At 62.1% G+C, this 17,293-nt stretch carries 19 protein-coding genes and 1 pseudogene; 6 read left to right on the top strand and 14 right to left on the bottom strand.

The features are described from left to right. Positions 1-49: 49 nt before the first annotated feature. From E1956_RS45765 to E1956_RS45760, 3 genes are read right to left on the bottom strand one after another with little or no spacing between them, the layout of a single operon-like run. A complete protein-coding gene (locus E1956_RS45765; RefSeq protein WP_134760743.1) occupies positions 50-277 on the bottom strand; it encodes a hypothetical protein in 228 nt (75 codons plus the stop codon). Further along, entirely contained in the window at positions 274-549 is a 276-nt protein-coding gene (locus E1956_RS46625) for a hypothetical protein (protein WP_167760323.1), read from the bottom strand. Before E1956_RS46625 ends, E1956_RS45765 begins: the two co-directional genes overlap by 4 nt. Further along, the gene (locus E1956_RS45760) at positions 444-851 is read right to left on the bottom strand and encodes a double zinc ribbon domain-containing protein (RefSeq protein ID WP_134760741.1); all 408 of its coding nucleotides are present in this window, start codon (positions 849-851) and stop codon (positions 444-446) included. The genes E1956_RS46625 and E1956_RS45760 overlap by 106 nt, the downstream gene beginning before the upstream one ends. Positions 852-979: 128 nt before the next feature. On the opposite strand from E1956_RS45760, the gene E1956_RS45755 reads away from it, so the two are divergent. Next, positions 980-1,936, top strand: coding sequence for an adenylate/guanylate cyclase domain-containing protein (locus E1956_RS45755; protein WP_335930055.1), 957 nt, complete (start codon positions 980-982; stop codon positions 1,934-1,936). On the opposite strand, the gene E1956_RS46620 is transcribed toward E1956_RS45755, so the two are convergent. The 10 genes and pseudogenes from E1956_RS46620 to E1956_RS45705 all read right to left on the bottom strand — a co-directional run bounded on the left by E1956_RS46620 (position 1,915) and on the right by E1956_RS45705 (position 11,931). Beyond that, positions 1,915-2,091, bottom strand: coding sequence for a hypothetical protein (locus tag E1956_RS46620; RefSeq protein ID WP_167760369.1), 177 nt, complete (start codon positions 2,089-2,091; stop codon positions 1,915-1,917). The genes E1956_RS45755 and E1956_RS46620 overlap by 22 nt on opposite strands. A gap of 17 nt (positions 2,092-2,108) precedes the next feature. After that, a pseudogene (locus E1956_RS45750) lies at positions 2,109-2,377 on the bottom strand (Txe/YoeB family addiction module toxin). Positions 2,378-2,966: 589 nt separating this feature from the next. Continuing rightward, on the bottom strand, positions 2,967-3,677 hold the full coding sequence (locus tag E1956_RS45740) for a GntR family transcriptional regulator (RefSeq protein ID WP_232072629.1): 711 nt from the start codon (positions 3,675-3,677) through the stop codon (positions 2,967-2,969). Between the two features lie 150 nt (positions 3,678-3,827). After that, positions 3,828-4,028, bottom strand: coding sequence for a hypothetical protein (locus E1956_RS45735; protein ID WP_134760737.1), 201 nt, complete (start codon positions 4,026-4,028; stop codon positions 3,828-3,830). Between the two features lie 2 nt (positions 4,029-4,030). Next, positions 4,031-5,731, bottom strand: coding sequence for a hydantoinase B/oxoprolinase family protein (locus E1956_RS45730; protein ID WP_134760734.1), 1,701 nt, complete (start codon positions 5,729-5,731; stop codon positions 4,031-4,033). A gap of 11 nt (positions 5,732-5,742) precedes the next feature. Next, complete coding sequence (locus E1956_RS45725) at positions 5,743-7,773, bottom strand: hydantoinase/oxoprolinase family protein (RefSeq protein WP_134760732.1); 2,031 nt, start codon at positions 7,771-7,773, stop codon at positions 5,743-5,745. A 102-nt stretch (positions 7,774-7,875) separates the two neighbouring features. Then, positions 7,876-8,991, bottom strand: a complete 1,116-nt coding sequence (locus E1956_RS45720; RefSeq protein WP_134760730.1) for a branched-chain amino acid ABC transporter permease — start codon at positions 8,989-8,991, stop codon at positions 7,876-7,878. Beyond that, positions 8,992-9,903: a branched-chain amino acid ABC transporter permease gene (locus tag E1956_RS45715; RefSeq protein WP_134760728.1), complete on the bottom strand. Its 912-nt coding sequence runs from the start codon at positions 9,901-9,903 to the stop codon at positions 8,992-8,994. After that, on the bottom strand, positions 9,904-10,668 hold the full coding sequence (locus E1956_RS45710) for an ABC transporter ATP-binding protein (protein ID WP_134760726.1): 765 nt from the start codon (positions 10,666-10,668) through the stop codon (positions 9,904-9,906). Between the two features lie 51 nt (positions 10,669-10,719). Continuing rightward, entirely contained in the window at positions 10,720-11,931 is a 1,212-nt protein-coding gene (locus E1956_RS45705) for an ABC transporter substrate-binding protein (protein ID WP_232072553.1), read from the bottom strand. Between the two features lie 187 nt (positions 11,932-12,118). Here E1956_RS45705 and E1956_RS45700 point away from each other — a divergent pair, with 187 nt between their 5' ends. The 3 genes from E1956_RS45700 to E1956_RS45690 all read left to right on the top strand — a co-directional run bounded on the left by E1956_RS45700 (position 12,119) and on the right by E1956_RS45690 (position 14,319). Then, positions 12,119-12,853, top strand: a complete 735-nt coding sequence (locus tag E1956_RS45700) for an ABC transporter ATP-binding protein (protein ID WP_134760722.1) — start codon at positions 12,119-12,121, stop codon at positions 12,851-12,853. Positions 12,854-12,914: 61 nt separating this feature from the next. After that, positions 12,915-13,511 (top strand): HD domain-containing protein, encoded by a 597-nt coding sequence (locus tag E1956_RS45695; RefSeq protein WP_134760720.1) that lies wholly within the window; start codon positions 12,915-12,917, stop codon positions 13,509-13,511. A gap of 118 nt (positions 13,512-13,629) precedes the next feature. Then, a complete protein-coding gene (locus E1956_RS45690) occupies positions 13,630-14,319 on the top strand; it encodes an SDR family NAD(P)-dependent oxidoreductase (protein WP_134760718.1) in 690 nt (229 codons plus the stop codon). A gap of 127 nt (positions 14,320-14,446) precedes the next feature. On the opposite strand, the gene E1956_RS45685 is transcribed toward E1956_RS45690, so the two are convergent. Continuing rightward, positions 14,447-14,734, bottom strand: coding sequence for a hypothetical protein (locus tag E1956_RS45685; RefSeq protein WP_134760716.1), 288 nt, complete (start codon positions 14,732-14,734; stop codon positions 14,447-14,449). Positions 14,735-15,053: 319 nt separating this feature from the next. Between E1956_RS45685 and E1956_RS45680 the strand changes: the two genes are divergently transcribed. Together E1956_RS45680 and E1956_RS45675 are read left to right on the top strand one after the other, a co-directional pair. Continuing rightward, positions 15,054-15,587, top strand: a complete 534-nt coding sequence (locus E1956_RS45680; RefSeq protein ID WP_134760914.1) for a MarR family winged helix-turn-helix transcriptional regulator — start codon at positions 15,054-15,056, stop codon at positions 15,585-15,587. Beyond that, positions 15,515-16,774 carry an MFS transporter gene (locus E1956_RS45675; protein ID WP_232072551.1) on the top strand — a complete coding sequence of 420 codons (1,260 nt, stop codon included), beginning with the start codon at positions 15,515-15,517 and terminating at the stop codon, positions 16,772-16,774. Before E1956_RS45680 ends, E1956_RS45675 begins: the two co-directional genes overlap by 73 nt. Positions 16,775-17,293: the final 519 nt, after the last annotated feature.

Here is a 17,293-nt window from a genome sequence, read left to right as displayed (position 1 = left end):
AGATTCGTCCTGGTCGAGCGCGGCGAGACTGTGGCGGTTCGTCTGAATCTCAGCATATCCTGAAAAGCCAGGTTGTCCGCAAGACGCGCTTCATGAACGTCGTTGGCCATCGCACGAGGGAGGCAAGCCGTTCCACTGCGCCTGGCAACTTCTTTCTGACAAACGCGAGAACCCGCGATGCGTTTCCCTTTGTTGCAAGCCGCCCGGTGTCGCAGATCTCGAAGGCATTAGTTTCTCCGTAGTCCGTGGTGACATCGACACGAATGGTGACTTTCATTTCGCCCTCCGGCCAACCGTGACTGTCGACAGCCGAGGCGTCAACGAACGAAACTCATGGGAAAGCGGGGCGCCAAATAGGGCCACTATTCCATCGTCGAGCGATTTCGCCATGAAGCCCGCGTAGCGACGGACGGCCTCCATCATCAGTTCCACGACGGGCGTGATCAGCCGGCAAGCATCTTCGAGATCGAGATCCTGAATGAGTGCCATCGAAGCGGCCATGTCGGCGAACAGCGCGGTGATAGTCTTGCGTTCACCAGCGGTTCGCAAAGCGCTTCCTGGTCTGCCCGTTCGGCCACGATGCGCGTAGCAATGTCCGAACTTGTGTATTGGATAGGGGGAGCCGACACTCGCGTGGGCGCCGGCTCCGATAGCGAATGCGGCCCGCCGACAGGCGCACCGCCTTCGCCCCAAAACTTCACGATCGGACTCAACGCGTTGCCGCAACGCAAGCAGATCCGCACAAGCTCGGTTCCGCAGTGCTCGCAGAATCTCACGTCTTCGCGGCTCTCGACCCCGCAATTTGTGCAGCGCTTATCGCCTCGCGATCGATCTGACGCACTCGAGAACAATTAGAGGCTTAATCCATGCTTGCATCAAAGCTTGATTTGACGGCCGCGTTCCACGCGGCAGCGTTTGACCGGCCGGACGTCGAACTGGGTACTACACTGAGAAGCGAAGCCCTGCCAAGGAGCAGGTCATGAGCGGCGTTCCGGCGCCAGCTGCACGACCTGACGGTATGCTCATGGATGCTGATTCGAAGCTTGAGACGTCTAAAAAGTCAGTCATGTTCGCGGACGTAAGCGGCAGCACGAGACTCTACGAGACCGTCGGCGACATGGTTGCCTTCGAGACGATTGCGCGTTGTATCGCGTTGATGAAATCGTGTTCGGAAACGCTGAGTGGGCGAATCGTCAAGACCATCGGCGACGAAGTCATGGTGGTGTTTCCGTCTGCCGAACATGCGATGCAGGCCGCAATCGATATGCAGTTGGCTATCCACCAGTTGCCGTCGATAGAGGGAATTCCAATGTCGCTGCGAATCGGCTTTCACTACGGCACCGTATTGCCAGACGAATCCGGCGACGTGTTCGGCGACACCGTGAACCTGGCAGCCCGGCTCAGGGAGCTTGCTTCGCCAGGACAAATCATCACGAGCCAGGACACCATTGATTGCCTTCCTGCCGAACTTCGTCATTTGGCGCGCCATCTTTACCCAATACAGGCACGGGGAAAGAGACAGCCAACGGAGTTGTTCGAGGCGATCTGGCAACAAAGCACCGATCAGACCGTCTTGGGTAGCGACCTGCTGGGCCCGTCTGACTCGTCAATGTTGACTCTGCGTTATCGGGACGTGTTCGTGGAAATGAATGAAGCATCGACGCAAGTGACCATCGGTCGTCATGCGAGCATGAGCATCGTCGTGCACGACCGCCACGCATCGAGGACCCATGCTTCGATCGAGTGCCGCAGCGGACGGTATGTGCTGCTCGACTGTAGTTCAAACGGCACGCGCATCACGATCGACGGCGGCCACGAGGTCATCCTTCGCCGTGACGAGGTCACGCTTTGGGGGCACGGCTGGATTTCGTTCGGGCCGCCCAAAAGCGATGACGCCGAGCGCGTGGAGTTTTCCTATTCGTGCCCGCGCAGCTGATCGAGCGATTCATCCAGTACGTCGGCGGCGGCCGCATGTAGCTCGGCAGTTACATCGTCCAGCTCGACGCCAGAGGGCATCCTGCGCGATTCAGCGACGTCCCGCAGCGCATTGATCGCGAGCCGAAGCACATCGGCAACGGTCAAATCTGGCATGGCAGTTTTCCGTTGTATCAGTAGTGGTAGCGACACGAAATGATGTTGATCTGATTGCCGTCGACCTCGTAGACCAGCCGATTCGTCTTGTCGATCCGGCGCGACCAAAAACCCGCCAAGTTTTCTTTCAATGGTTCGGGTTTGCCAATGCCCTCAAACGGCGAGCGCTGCGTCTCCTTGATAAGTTGATTGATGCGTTTCAGCGTCTTTTTGTCTTGTCCTGGCGAGTAGACATAGTCGTCCCATGTGCCTCAGCCGTCCACATGACGTTCAAAGCGCCGCTCATTCGCTGTCTGCAACCAGCTTGCGGGGCTTGACCTTGCCAGACCTTGCCTGCGCAATTGAGCGCTCCAGATGAGCCAAGTTGGCCGGAGTACCGCCGGTTTCGTGTCGTGTTGCGAGGAGGCTGGGCCGTGCGAAGTGCAAGATCAACCGGCAACACGCGCCGCCTGTGCTTTCGTCGGAAAAGTCCGCATACGCACGCTGCCCTATGCCGCAGACGCAGCTCGCACAGGCTGCGACAAGGTGCCTCAAGGCCGAAAAGTCCCGTTTATCCTGCCCGCCGGCGGGTTGCGCCGGAAACCGGCGTATGCGAGGTATGGATGGCTCAGACGGTTAGTTGCGCAAATGGCGATGCGTCATCCGGTGCTCCAGCCAGACGCAGGACGCTCGATTGCGCGCTGCTGCGCGTTTTCGCAACGAGAATCGTCGGCCTCTCGCGGAGCGTCGATTGCATTGGGCGCGCAATCGACCGTTGTCCCAGCCGAAGGTGTCCATGTGCGGCGGCGAGCCGCCTACGTCACGCCGTCTGGACTCATTCGCCGGTAACCCGCCGTGCACGGTCAATTGGGTCGAGCCTCATCGCACGAACGACGTTATTGCCCCGTAGCCTGAAAATACTTCTCGACCTCGATCCGCGTCGCGGCAATATGCTCGGTCATCACACGCCCCGCCGTCTCGGCATCGCCGGCCTCGATTGCCGCCATTAGAGGCTCATGCCCACGTACCGCCTCGTCCAGCGTCGCATAAGTATTCCCGATCATCCGGAACAGAATCCGCAACTCCGTGTGAATATCATCGAATGCCTTCAGGCCGCGGCTACTACCTGTCATCTCGCAGATAGCGCGATGGAATTGCGCGTCGATTTCGAGCGTCCGCACGACGTCGCCGTTGTCCGCTGCCTCGCGCATTTCGGCCAGGATGCCGCGCAGACGGTGCAGGTCGGAATCCGTACGCGTCTCGGCCACGCGCATGATGCCCGCGCGCTCGATGCAGGTGCGGAAATAAATGATGTCTTCCGCTTCGTCGCGGCTGATCTGTCGTACAAAACGCCCACGCCGCGGATGGTTGACGAGCAGTCCGCTTCCCTCCAGGCGTCGCACCGCCTCACGGATCGGGTTACGGCTGATTCCAAGCCGCTCCGCGAGCGCCGCCTCGACGATTTTTTCTCCCGGCGCGATGACACCTTCGACGATCTGGCTGCGGAGCATATCCGTCACCTGATCCACCAGACTATCGGTGTAAAGCAACTCACCCTCATCCGGGCGATGCCCGCCTTTACTTGCCGTCGCGGGATTCTCTCGCATGTTCACTGACGCGCCTCCAGGTTGCAGTCGGCATACCGACTTAAAGTATGCACATTATAGACTGTGGACACTTTTTCACCGGCGAGCCCGCAGGCAGCGGTGCCGCCGGACCGCCGAAGCGTCCCTGCGGCACCCCTTCCTCGCGCGTTGTCAGCGCGCGGCCGCCTCGGCTTCGGCCTTGCGCTTCTCGCGTGCGTCACGCCAGTCGACACACCATTGCGAGCAGAAAAGCTGCCCGTCGCGCTGCACGCTTTGCGCCTGCTGATGCTTGTCGTCCGCGTAGATCAGCGTGCCGCAGTTTGCGCACTTGATGTAGCGCTCGATATAGAGTCCGTTTTGCGAGAATTTCATGATCAAGCCTCCTCTTTGTAGCCATACAGCTCGCGAGCTGCCTCGGCGGACACATAGCCGTCCAGCACATCGTCTTGCAGCGCTTGCGGCGCGCGTTTCGCGGGGTCGCCATAACCACCGCCGCCGGGTGAGGTCAACGTGACGCGGTCGCCACGCACGATCCGCACGTTCGAATAGCGGCTCGACGACGCCTTGCCATACGCGTCGCACATCGTCTTCCAGCCCGAGGTGCCGGCCTTCTGCACGAGCGTTGCGCCCAGCCCGCCCTCGCCGCCGCCGTTCAATCCCCACGGCGCGAACCGATGGCGATCGGTCATCTGCGAGACGGTGATGCTCTCGTTCAGGCAGAGCATCTGCTTCGAATAGCCCACCCCGCCGCGGTATTCGCCCGCGCCGCCCGAGTCCTGGTTGAACGCGAGCTTCTCGACCCGCCACGGGAAACGCGTTTCGTACACCTCGACGGGCGTGATCCGGCAGTTCCCGTTGATCGAATCGACCGCGTCGTTGCCATCCGCGAACGCGCGGCCACCCCAGCCCACGGCCTCAAGGTCGTAGCACGCGAAATACTCGCCGCTGTCGGCGTCCACGCCGCCGAACACGAAGTTGCAGTGCGTCGCGCCCTCCGCGGCCATCACGCGATTCGGCACAGCGTCGGCCATCGCGCCGAGAATCGCGCCGACGATACGCGGGTGAGTTTCCGTGTTGCCGCCGACTTCCGGTGCCGGAAAATCGACGTTGACGATGGTGCCGCCGGGCGCCACGATCCGGATCGGCCTGAAACAGCCGCTGTTACGCGGAATCGACGGATCGGTCATGTGCAGGATGGCGTTGTACGCCGCCGAGGTCGAGACGCCGAGCGTCGCGTTGATCGGCCCCGACGCCTGCGGCGACGAGCCCGTGTAGTCGACGACGATGTCCTGCCCCATCTTGTGGACCGCGACGTGGACGTCGTAGGTTCGATCGGCGTCGATGCCGTCGCTCTCGATGTGATCGACGAACGTGTAGATACCGTCTGGAATCGCCTCGAGCTCCGCGCGCATCCTGCGTTCCGAATACAACAGCAGATCGCTGACGTTCTGCCGCACGCGCTCCTTGCCGTACTTCTCGAACACGCCCCGCATTTGCTGCTCGCCGAGATCGACGGCGGCGATCAGCGCGCGCAGGTCGCCGTAGTTGGTGCGCGGTGTGCGCACGTTCGCGAGCAGCAGCTTCCAGATATCGCGATTGTCCTTGCCCTTCGTCTTCAACTTGACGGGCGGAATGCGGATGCCTTCCTGGAAAATGTCGGTCGCCTCGCCGCAGAATCCACCCGGCGCCATCCCGCCGACTTCGGCGATGTGACCGATCGCGACCGCCCAGCCGACCAGCTCGGCGTCAACAAAAATCGGCTTGAAAAACGTATGCTCCGGCGTATGCAGGCCGCCGCGATACGGATCGTTATGCAAAATGACGTCACCCGGCGCGAGATCGTCCATGTCGATCTCTTTCAGGCACGACTGCACGAGCAACGGCATCCCGCCGATCTGCGAGGGGCAATAGTCGGCAACCGCGATCATCTCGCCTTCGGCGTTCGCGAGCCCGCACGTGAAGTCGAGCGCCTCGTTGAAGATCGTCGAATAGGACGTTTTCATCAGCGTGATGCCCATTTCCCGGCAAATCGACACCATCGTCGACTCGAGAATGTTCATGGTAATAAGATCCATCGTGGCTCTCCTCAGACCGAGATGATCAGGTTGCCATACGGGTCAACCCGCATGGACTGATTAGGACGCAGAATCGTCACCGACGCGCTTTCTTCGATCACTGCCGGACCGGCGATCGTCTGGCCTTGCAGGAAGGTGTCGCGGTCATAGGTCGGCGTGTCGATCCAGCCCGATTCGAAGCGCACGCGGCGGCTACCGGTCGACGCCGGTGTGCCGCTGCCTTCGGGCAGCACGCGCAGCTTCGGCTTCTCGCCGAGCGCCACGGCCGTCACCTTGAGGTTCACCAGCTCGATCGTTTCTCCCGGAATCGCGAAGCCGAAGCGCGCCTCGTGCTGCGCGTGAAAACGCGCCCACAGATCGGCAACCGAGACTTCGTCGAAGTCGTCGCCGTTCAGCACGATTTCGAGCTCGTGATTCTGGCCAAGGTAGCGCGCCTCGACCGACCGGTAGACCTCGATGTTCTCGCGGTAGCCCTGCTCGTGCAGCTCGCCATACGCCCGCTCGACGAGCTCCTTCGCCACGCGCGCCACGCGCTCGGCCTCAAAGCGCGTCGACACCTGCTGCACCGTGCGGTGCTGGTCCACACGTGCGTCGGTCATGATGAAGCCAAACGCGGAGAACTGGCCTGGGTAGTTCGGCACGAGGCCGCGCGGAATTCCGCTGATCTCCATCATGTCGCAGATGTGAACGGGGCCCGCGCCGCCGGAGCTGACCAGCGTGAAATCGCGCGGATCGAGGCCGCGCTGCAACAGCACCGTGCGCAGCGCGCCGAGCATGTTGTTGTTCGCGATCTGGATCATCGCGTAGGCCGCGTCGTCGACTTCCATGCCGAGCTGGTCGGCGATCGTCTTGACCGCGCGACGCGCGGCCGCCGCGTCGAGCTTCATCTTGCCGCCGAGGAAGTAGTCGGGATTGATGCGGCCGAGGACGACGTTCGCGTCGGTCACCGTCGCGTGCTCGCCGCCGCGCCCGTAGGCCGCCGGCCCCGGATCCGCGCCCGCGGACTGCGGCCCCATGCGCAGCATGCCGCCCTTGTCGATCCACGCGATCGAGCCGCCGCCCGCGCCGATCGTGTGGATGTCGATCATCGGCACCTGGATCGGCAGCCCCCACTCGATTTCGAAGTCGGTCGTCAGGTGCTCCTTGCCGTCGACGACGGTCGTGCAATCGGTCGACGTCCCGCCCATGTCGAACGTGACGAGATGCTCGAGCTGGCAGAGCTGCGCGATCACGCGCGTCGCCACGGCCGCGCCGGTCGGCCCCGAGAGCGCCATCTGCACCGGCGCCTCGGCTGCCCGGCGCAACGTCGACTCGCCGCCGTTCGACTTGATCACGCCGACCTTCTCGCCCACACCCAGCTCGTCCAGATGCTTCTGCATGCGGTTGAAACTGCGCGAGACGATGGGCTTCAGATACGCGTCCGCGATCGTGGTTGACGCGCGCTCGTATTCCTTCCACTTCGGCAACACGTCATAGGAGATCGACACCGGCAGATCCGGCAGCACTTGCGCGAAGATCTCCGCGATCCGGCGCTCGTGAGTGGGATCGACATACGAGAACAGCGTGCAGATCGCGACCGCCTCGATCGACGGATCGGCCTTGATTTTCAGGGCGACCTCGAGCACGGCGGCCTCGTCGAGCTCGGTCACGACCTCGCCCTTCGCCGAGAGCCGCTCGGGAATCTCGAAGCACTCGCGGCGCCGCACCAGCGGCTTCGTCTTGATCCACGAGATGTCGTAGTGGCTGCGGCGGTCGCCGCGCTGGATGAACGGAACGTCGCGAAAACCTTCCGTGGTCACGTAGGCGATTTTCGCGCCGCGACGCTCGAGCAACGCATTGGTGGCGATGGTCGTGCCCAGACGAATTTTGGCGACGCCCGCGGGATCGGGATGCTGGGTGAGCCCCTCGAGCACGCCCTGGATCGGATCCTTCGGCGTGGTCAGGTTCTTCCAGTTCTTGATAGTCCCGCTTGCGCAATCGTAGGCAACAAAGTCGGTGAACGTCCCGCCGATGTCGATCCCGATAATATCAATGCCTTGCATGACACTCCTCCTGGTACTTGCCGCACATTGCGGCTTGATTTCGTGGCGAGCCAGCCGCGCTGACCCGCCTTGCGTTCGAATTCCCCGATTCTGCGCGTAACGTCACGGCCCGGGCGCGCGCATCGAGCGCGGCCGCAACCTCAGCACCAGTTCGCGCCCGCCGAGCAGGCCGTCGCGACGGAAAATCAGAATCAGCAGCATCGCGGCGGCGAGCACGAGCTCCTGCATGCCGCTCGGCAGCGCGATCTGCGCGTGCCCGATATTCACGCCCGACTCCAGCTGGCGAAACACTTCGGTAATCGCCTGCACGACCAGCGTGCCGACCACCGCGCCGGCCAGGCTGCGCGTGCCGCCGACGATCAGCATCGCGAGCGTGATGAAGGTCAGGTCGAGAAAGAACGAATCGGTCGAGATGCTGCCGAGAAAATGCGCCTGCAGTACGCCAGCCATTCCCATCACGGCGCCCGACACGGTGAACGCGACGAGCCGCGACACGTAGAGCGACACGCCAGCCGCGCGCGCCGCGACTTCGTCCTCGCGGCTCGCGCGCAGCATCAATCCCCAGCGCGAGCGCTGGTGCACGAACGCGATCACCAGTGCGATAACGACGCCAGCCACAGCGACCGGTGCACTCACATACTCAGGCAGACCGACGATCGACGCCGAGCCCATCGTCACGCTGTCCCAGTTCGAATAGACCGTGTTGAAGATGAACAGCACGGCCAGCGTCGAGATTGATGCAGCCAGGCCCGACAGGCGCATCAGGATCAACCCGACGACAAACGCGGCCGCGGCCGCCAGCGCAACCGAAGTCAGGCCGGAGAGCCACAGCGGCATGCTGCCCGCCAGCAAAAAATCGGGGAGCCCGGGCATGGTCATCGGCTTGAGCGCCTCGCAGCAGGTCTGCCACGCACTCGCATACGCGGCTATCGCCATAAACGCGATCTGGCCGAACGACACGATTCCCGAATTACCGACGAAGATGTAGATCCCCACCACCGTCACGATGCGGATCAGCGCGAGCGTGACGATGCTCTCGAGCGTCGCGTTACCCGCGTACTCGACGGCCGCCGCGAGCACGACCAGCGGTATCGCGAGCAGCAGCACCGGCGACCACCCGGCGAGAATCGACGCGGCCAATGAACGCGAATTACGCGTGTCGGCATAAAGGCCACGGACCTGGCTGCTGTCCTGGCTGTTTTCTTGATAGGCAGACATTTACACACGCTCCCGATTGGTGCTGTTGGCGATCAGCCCGTTCGGCTTCGCGAGCAGCATGAGAATCACCAGACCGAAGACGCCGGCGTCGCGAAACGGCCGCAGTTCCGCGGGCAACCAGGCTTGCAGAAAGACGCTGAAGCAGCCGACGATGAAACCACCGAGCACCGCCCCCGCGAGCGATCCCATCCCGCCGATCACGGTCGCAAAGAACGCGTAGATCACTGGCAGCGTGCCCATGCGGATGTCGAGCGTTCCAGTCTGCATCACGAACAGCAGCGACACCGCGCCGGACAGAATCCCGCTGATCGCGAATGCGACCGCGATCACGCGGTTGGCCGGCACGCCGACTAGCCTCGCCATCTGGAAGTTCTCCGCCGCCGCGCGCATCTGGATGCCCATGGGCGTGCGGCGCAGAAAGACCAGCAGCGCGACGAGCAGCGTGACACACACGCCGATGCTGAAGAGTTGCGTGCCCTGCACGCGAAGCGCGCCGATATTGATCGCGTCATTGAGCCCATGACTGATGTCGATCGATTTTGGCCGGCTCGTGTACACGAGCATCACCAGATGCTGAAGGAAGTAGCTGACCGCAAACGACGACACCAGCAAGGTCGAGGGGTTCGACTGCCGAAGCGGACGAAACGCGACCCGCTCGGTGAGCAGCGCGATGCCGGCGACCGCTGCGATCGTCGCGGCCATCATCAGCGGCACGGGCAGCGCACCGAACATCAGCGCCGGCGCGGCGCTCGCACCGGGCACGATCAGCAGGTACGCGCCAATCGTGATGTAGTCGCCTTGCGCGAAGTTGATGAGACGCATGATGCCGAACACGAACCCGATCGCAAGGGCCGAGAGCGCGTAGAGACTGCCGAGCGCAATCGCATCCAGAACTGTCTGAACGAAGTACATTTAAGCCGCCTTGACTGGAGTGGCCCCGGCCTTGGCCTTGTCGCCCAGATAGGCGCGGCGCACGTCGGGGTTATGCATGATTTCCGCCGGACTGCCTTCGGCGATGCTCTTGCCACCGTCCAGCACATGGATGCGCGAGCACGCGCCCGTGATCACCTCCATGTTGTGCTCGATCAGCAGCACGCCGCAGCCGAACTCGCCGGGAATCGACGCAATCATGTGCATCAGCGCGTCGCTTTCGGCGTCGTTCATGCCGGACGCGGGCTCGTCGAGCAGCACGAACTTCGGCGCCAGCGCCAACGCACGGCCAATGCCGATGCGGCGTTCGTTGCCGTACGACAGGCTGTCACAACGCCGCTCCGCCATCTCGCTGCAACCGGTCCATTCCAGAATAGCGCCCGCACGTCGCCGCGCGGCGCCCATTCCCAGCCCTGCCCCCATCGCAGCAATCGTCAGATTTTCTCCAACTGTCAGATCGCGAAACAACCGCCCGGCCTGGAAGGTCCGGCCGACGCCGATGCGCGCCGCGTAATGCGGCCCGCGCGCGCCAACCTCGACGCCGTCGAGCGTCACGCTGCCCTGCGTCGGCCGCTGAAAGCCGCTCAATACATTGACCATCGTCGTCTTGCCGGCGCCGTTCGGACCGATCAGCCCGAACACCTCGCGCTGCCGAAGCTCCATGTTCACGTCCGTCAGCGCGGCGATCCCGCCGAACGCCACCGACACGTTCGCGACCCTGATCGTCGCAAACTCCCGCTCGTTCATTGCGCACCTCGTCCACGATGGCGCGTGCTCGGCGCACGCGCCGGTTAGCGTTCAGCCGCCGATGCGAAACAGCAGCCGGTTGTCGGGCACGAACTCGTTGCGAAAGAGTTCGACCGCGTGGAACGAGCCGTTATCGACCTTCATCACGAGCCACGGACGATTGAGCTGGATATGCAGCGCCTTCGTATAGGAAGTCGGGCCGACGAGGAACGGCTGATTCTGATAGCTGTTCATCACGTCGAGCACCTTCGCCGAGTCAGTGGTGTTCGCCTTCGTCACCGCATACGCCCATTGCTCGATGAGGCTGTAGCCGAGCACTGCATAAGACGACACCGGCGGTTGCCCCCAGCGCGCGGTGAAGTCCTTGACGAAAGCCTGCATCTGCGGACGGGGATCGTCGCCGTACAGCGACATGAACGCCGGCACGTAGAAGTTCTTCAGATTCGGTACCGCGTTGAGCCAGTAGTTGTCGACCATCGCGGTGTCGCCGAGGATCGGCTGAGTGATGCCCGCCGCACGCAGTTGCCGGACCGCGGATGCGCCACCGGGCGTGTAGCTGCAGAGGAAAATCGCGTCGGGCTTCTTCGGCAGGCTGTTCAGGCGGGTGATCTGCGCGGCGATCGACGGATCGTCGTTCTTGAACACGTCGGAACCGACCAAGGCATCCTTGCCGCCGTCACGCGTCCATGCGGCACGAAAACCCGCGCACGCCGACTTCGTGTATTCGATCGACGTGTCCTCGAGGACGTAGGCTGTCTTCAGGCCGAGCTTGCGCCGTGCGTACTCGGCAATCGCGATCCCTTCCGATTGCGCAGCGCTGTTCGCGGTGAACGCGTAGTTACCGACACCCTGTGCGCCCATCTTCGGATCGGCCGCGCACAGGCTCATCGTCACAATCTTCGCCTTCTGCGCGGCCAGCGAGGCCGGCGCACCGAAGTCGTAGTCGCACGATACGACCAGCAGCTTCACGCCCGACTGGACCAGCTCGGCGCCCGCACTCGCCGAGCGCTCGCGGTCGGTTTTCGTGTCGATCACCTTGTAGTCGACGTGGTGCCCAAGCAAGCCGCCCGCCTTGTTGATCTCGTCGATCTTCAGGACCGCCGCCTTGAACGGCGCCGAATCGTAGTTCGCCACCCAGCCGGATTGCGCGATTGCGAAGCCGATCGTGATGGGCGCCGTGTCCGCCGCCGAGGCCGGCTGGCCCAGCAGCGGCGCGACGAGCGCCAGCGCGCTGCCCATGATTCTTACGAAACTATTACGCATGCTCGTCTCCATTTGATAATTCGTCTCCTCCAATTTGCCCACTGTGGTTTGAAGACTGTGGACAGTTCACATATTTACGATCACAATGATCCCTGTCAAGCGTTTCATGCCCGTCCCTGGGTCAACCCTGGTATCCGCCCTGCCACGCCGATGGCTGAGGCTTCGCTTATTCAAGGAGGTATGTGAAATGATCGAAATCGCGGACCTGTCCGCCTCTTACGGCAAGCTCCAGGCGCTCAAGGGCGTCAGCCTCGCGGTGGGTGCCGGCGAGCTCGTGTTCGTGGTTGGACCGAACGGCGCGGGCAAATCCACCCTGCTCAAGTGCATTGCCGGCGTGCTCAAGCCGCGCGCGGGCAGCATCACGTTTGCCGGCGAGAACATCGTCGGCAGCCAGCCCGAGCGGCTGTGCAGGAACGGTCTCGCACTGGTTCCCGAAGGCCGCCACATCTTCGGAACGCTGAGCGTCGAAGAGAACCTCATGCTTGCGGCCATGCATCGCAAGGACCGCGAATCGGTTCGCGAAGACATTGAAAAGGCCACCCAGCTATTCCCGATATTGCGCAAGCGCTTCAAGGGCGCAGCGGGCTACTTGTCAGGCGGAGAGCAGCAGCAACTGGCCATCGCTCGGGCCATCCTGCTCAAACCCAGGCTGATGATGATCGACGAACCCTCGCTCGGCCTCGCCCCGCTCGTTGTCGATCAGGTCTACGAAGCACTTTATGAATTGAAAAAAGCCGGCCTCACCTTGCTCGTGGTCGAGCAATCCACCGCTCGTGTGCTCGACCTCGCCGACCGGATTGCCGTTCTACGCAACGGGAAAATCGTGTTGAACCAGAGCCGGGACGAATTCGGCGACGGCATTGCACTCGAAAACGCCTACTTCGGTTACCACGGCGATCACGCGATGCTCGTCACATCCTGATCGACGTTCGTTTCACGGCAACTCCAGTAGTTTCACAACCTGACCTCGAATTCAGACCAACATGAAAAGCATTGCACCGACCGGCGCGCGCGCCTCGTTCTCAGACATCGCCCAAAGCACTCCCGAAGACTGGGAAATCATCAACCGCGAAGCTCACCCCTACGACTCGGCTGTTGGCGAGCGCGTTATCGAGCATCTGAAGCTTCTTGAAGGAGAATTTGGTGGATTTCCGGTCGACCGTCTGAATCACAGCCTGCAATCCGCCACGCTCGCCCACCGCGACGGGCGGGATACCGAATATGTCGTATGCGCGCTGTTGCACGACATCGGCGACACGCTGGGAAGCTACAACCATTCCGACATTGCGGCGGCCATCCTCCATCCGTTCGTCTCACCGGACAATCACTGGATGATCAAGCATCACGGTATTTTCCAGGGCTATTTCTATTTCCAGTATCTGGGCCTCGACCGCAACATGCGCGAGCGCTATCGCGATCAACCGGAACTCTTCCATCTCACCGAGGAATTCTGTGCCAAATATGACGGCCCGGCTTTCGTGAAAGACGCTGACGTCTTGCCGCTTTCGTTTTTCGAGCCGATGGTGCGCGAGATTTTCTCGCGCAGCCCGCATTCGATCTACACCAAGTCCGGTAACTGAGTCAGCGCCCTTGCAACGCGCCGCGCATCGCGCGGCGCGAAATTCGGGATCCAGGCAAGTCGGCCTAGCAATAAGCCGAAGTTCGTGAATGACATGAACGTCAAACAGGAGATCCGTCGTGAGTCAACGCAGGACGATCGTCGTCGTAGGCGCTTCTCGCGGACTTGGTCTTGCGCTTGCCAAGGAATATTGCGCACGAAACTGGCATGTCATAGCGACATCCCGTGGCCGGTCAGAAGGTCTCGATAAATTGCGCGAGTGTTACCCGTCGTCGCTCGAAATCGAAACGGTCGATATCGCTGATGGTTCATCGATACGCGCACTGGCCCGGCGACTTGAGACAGTCAGCCTGGACGCATTATTCGTCAACGCTGGTATATGCAAGGCAAACACGCTTACGCCGCTCGAGGTTGATGAAAAGGACTTCCTCGATATGATGTCGACCAACGCGCTTGGGCCGATGCGTGTAGTGGAAGCCCTTTATTACCGGGTCGCCGAACAGGGCGTGATTGCCATCATGTCATCCGAGCTTGGCAGCATCGTCAATTGCACCGGCTTCTGGGAGCTGTACAGTTCCAGCAAGGCCGCGTTGAATATGCTCATGAAAGCCTTCTCGGCCCGCCACGCCGGTGAATCGCGCTCACTGCTTCTGATTGCACCGGGATGGGTACGAACCGAAATGGGCGGAGAACAGGCGACATTGGAGATCGCCGAAAGTATCCCGCTTGTAGTAGACGTCGTTGAACGAAGCGCCGGTATTCCGGGACTACGCTTTGTCAACCGCCATGGGGAAATACTCCCCTGGTAGCGGTTGCCCCCGCGTGTGCCAACAGGCGTGCAGCCTGCTGCACAAAAGCGATGGCGCGTCCGTGTGCGCCCTTTCCTCCTGCGTTCCGTCACCGCCGCCCGCATTCCGCATCATGAGATTTGGCATTTCACCCGACCGTCAAGCAATGCGCCTCGGTCGGACTGGCAAGCCCGGCGCCGACAGGATACGACCCGAGGCGAACCCACAACCTGAGATCGAAGTGGTGGATGCACTGGCCAAGGGCGACACCGTCGTGACCGTCTTTCCGCTGGATGGACAGCGCGTCGCTGGTCCAGAGGTCCGATGCGTTGTCGACGAGGCCGGACGCGAAGGCATCGAAATGGTAGCCACTTATTCCGATGCGGGCCGAACGCTCGCGGACCTGCCACGGCTTGATCACGAATAGAGCGCTCATCGGGTCAGCTCTATCAACGAAGTTTAACCACCAGCCCCCATAGGAACTGACGCCGGGCACTTGCCACGGGCTTGCGCGTGTCGGCAACGTCTGAACACGCGGGTCGGCTTATTGTGCGTTCACCATAAGGCAGTGATCGGCCAGGAACGGCCGATTGCCGATACTGCTCGTCGGTCATCCAGATGGCGGTTCCACGGCGGTCAACAGCCATTCGGTGCGCGGACGCGCAGTTGCCTGCATCTGAACTTGCCGCCCTTGCGTTTTCACCCAAATATGTGCAGACTGCATATGTGCATGATGCATGTATTTGGGGTGCCCTATGACACAGCGTACGGAAAATCTACTCGGCGCACTCGCCGTGCTCGTCACGGACGAGATGTTCGCGCTGCACTCCCTTCCAGCTCTCGCTGGCCCCACTGCGCGGGCGATGCTCAATGCAATCGGCCAATATCCAGACGCATCGATCGAACTATTGCGCGATGCCGTCGCACTATCGCATCCCGCAGCTGTGCGCGCCGTAGCCGGCCTGGTCGATGCCGGCCTCGTTGAGAAGCGAACCGGTGTCGATAAACGTTCCGTTGCGCTCGCGCTGACTGCCAGCGGCCGACGGGAAGTAAAGCGCTTGCAGAGCGCGCGCGAAAATATCCTGATGCGCATCGTGGGCCATCTCGACAGCGATGAGCGCCGAGTGCTCGAAGACCTGATGATCAAGATGCTCTGGCACGAGACGCGCGACCCTGCCCAAGCGATGCAGCTATGTCGCTTTTGCGACGACGGGCCATGCCTCAAGGCCGGCTGCCCGATCGAATGCCGCGAAGAGGGGCTACCCATGCCGGCCCGGAGTGCGCCATGAAACCTTCAGCAGGGGTGCCTTGGTCAGCCATCACCGCACTGACCGCCGTGTCGATGCTCGCGCAGATCGGACAGTTCGGCATTGGCTTTATCGTGCTGCCGGTCTGGCTCGCTCATCAAGGCCTCGACGCGCAGCGCGCCGGCCTCTTCGCCGCGTCGCAATGGGCTGGCATGCTCGCGGGTCTGGCGGCGGCCCCGTTGCTGGTTGCTCGCATCGGCGCAAGGCGAACGGTATCGCTCGGCCTCGCGGCCAGTATCGTCGCGTTTTCCTCCATCGCGTGGTTGTCATGGCCGCTCTGGATCGTGCCGGGCATCCTGACTGGACTGGGCATTGGGCTGCGCTGGATCGCCAACGAGTCGTGGCTATATAGTCTCGTTCCCGAGGAGTTGAGCGGCCGGGTGGTCGGCGTGCATGAGACGCTCATTGCGACAGCTGGCGTAATCGCGCCGGCACTGGCCGCCTGGTGCGGTCCAGACGGTTCCGCGACGGTTGTCGCCGGCCTGTCATTTACATCTGCCGCAGCTATCCCACTCTGGTTGACCGCATCGGGGCATCCGCCAAATCCCGTTGCACGTGAGGCGACCCCTGACGGAGGCGTCCGCACCACGCCAGTCAGCGCACTTGTATGCCTCGGCATGATAGTGGTGGCTGTTGGTGGAATCATCGACGGCGCGCTATATGGTCTGTTCCCACTTTATGCCGGTGCGCGTGGAATGAGCGGCACACAGGCAACCCTGCTGCTGTCATGCCTCGGCCTGGGCGGGATGGCGCTGCAATTTCCAGTCGGCTGGATGGCTGACCGCGCCGGTTTGGGATTCGCGGTGATCGTGTGCGCGATGACGAGCACGCTGGCACTCGTCACCTTCGCGCTCGCCACTCCAATGACGTGGTTGTATCCGGCGAGCGGCCTCGTAGTCGGAGGCATGAATAGCGCGTTCATCACACTGGGCATGTACGCGGCTGCACGTAGCGAGAAGACTGCGCTCGTAAGGAACATGCGGCTAGTGTCGCTGGCGTTCACGGCCAGCTCGATCGTCGGGCCGCTCGTCGCTAGCGCTGCGATGAAGGTGTTCGGAAACGACGCATTGATGTGGCCGCTCGCGATCGCGAGTGGCGCGCTTGCCGTATTTACGCTCGGCATCTGCGAGGGAAAGCGAGAGTGCAGACAACCCTCTCCGGCGAACTGAGCCACCACGGTCAACCGCCCCCAATGAATGCGGGGCACCACTTGTACTGGCAGAAGTCGTACCCAAAGCGGCCGCCGAGCCACTCAAAGGCCGAACGGCCGCAACGGGTCGACTTCTGCCGGATGCAGTCGGGTCGACGACAGCATCCGTCATCGACTCATCATCGGACCGTGTTCGGCCAAAAGCCGACGCTCCCCCACGATTTTGGTCGGCCACTCAAGCGGCGGTTGTTCCCGAACAACGGACCTATCGATGCCGACCGCACTTGTCCCGTCGTCGTCCACAGCGTACGATTGGCGATGCATTTAGGACGGTCCACCTACCAACACGGGCGGTGCTGTTACGGTTACGCGCAGCAACCCCATATTTTTTGGCTCTCCACGCATTCGTGGGGAAAAGGGTTTGGTGCCACCGCTTCTCCTGTCTCGCGACGGGTGTCGTGGCAACCGCTCCCGATGAGCAGCGGTCAGTCACTCAGTTATCTTGGGAAATCCACAACCCACACCCGTTACAGGTGAG

The organism is Paraburkholderia pallida (assembly GCF_004524855.1).
Lineage (GTDB): Bacteria > Pseudomonadota > Gammaproteobacteria > Burkholderiales > Burkholderiaceae > Paraburkholderia > Paraburkholderia oxyphila.
This window is presented reverse-complemented; position numbering and strand designations above follow the sequence as displayed.